Raw genomic sequence first — 590 nt, 5'->3', positions numbered from 1 at the left:
AATTCGTGGTTGCGGGGATAGGATTTGAACCTATGACCTTCAGGTTATGAGCCTGACGAGCTACCGGGCTGCTCCACCCCGCGGTTGTAATTGTGTTGAAATTTGTAGGGGTAGTAAGTTTTGGCAGGGTGGATTGGAAGACCTGGCGGCGACCGACTTTCCCGTGGCTTAAGCCACAGTATCATAGGCGCTGGGGGTTTTCACGGCCGAGTTCGGGATGGGATCGGGTGGATCTCTCCCCGCCATGGCCACCAGGTCATCCAGTCCACCCTGTAAGGGTGTGTGGAAGACGGTTGGTAGAAGAAGTAGGCGTATATATGGATGATTTCTGTGCACGGGCTGTCCTTTTAAGGGGACAGTAAGAGAGTGAGCCTATTGGGTGATTAGGACCAGTTAGCTGCACGTGTTACCACGCTTTCACACCTGGCCTATTAACGTGGTGGTCTACCACGACCCTCAGGGAGACCTAGTTTTGAGGTGGGTTTCCCGCTTAGATGCTTTCAGCGGTTATCCCTTCCATACTTAGCTACCCGGCGGTGCCGCTGGCGCGACAACCGGTGCACCAGAGGTATGTTCATCCCGGTCCTCTC

The 590-nt window shown here is 54.6% G+C and carries 1 tRNA gene and 2 rRNA genes; all 3 read right to left on the bottom strand.

The annotated features are described in order from the left end of the window. Nucleotides 1–6: 6 nt before the first annotated feature. Nucleotides 7–83, bottom strand: a tRNA-Met gene (locus OZD63_RS05530). A gap of 57 nt (nucleotides 84–140) precedes the next feature. Next, nucleotides 141–256, bottom strand: a 5S ribosomal RNA gene (rrf, locus tag OZD63_RS05525). Nucleotides 257–362: 106 nt separating this feature from the next. After that, nucleotides 363–590 (bottom strand): 23S ribosomal RNA (locus tag OZD63_RS05520); the annotation flags it as partial.

It is taken from the genome of Wolbachia endosymbiont of Drosophila leontia (genome assembly GCF_028981785.1).
GTDB lineage: Bacteria > Pseudomonadota > Alphaproteobacteria > Rickettsiales > Anaplasmataceae > Wolbachia > Wolbachia pipientis.
This window is presented reverse-complemented; position numbering and strand designations above follow the sequence as displayed.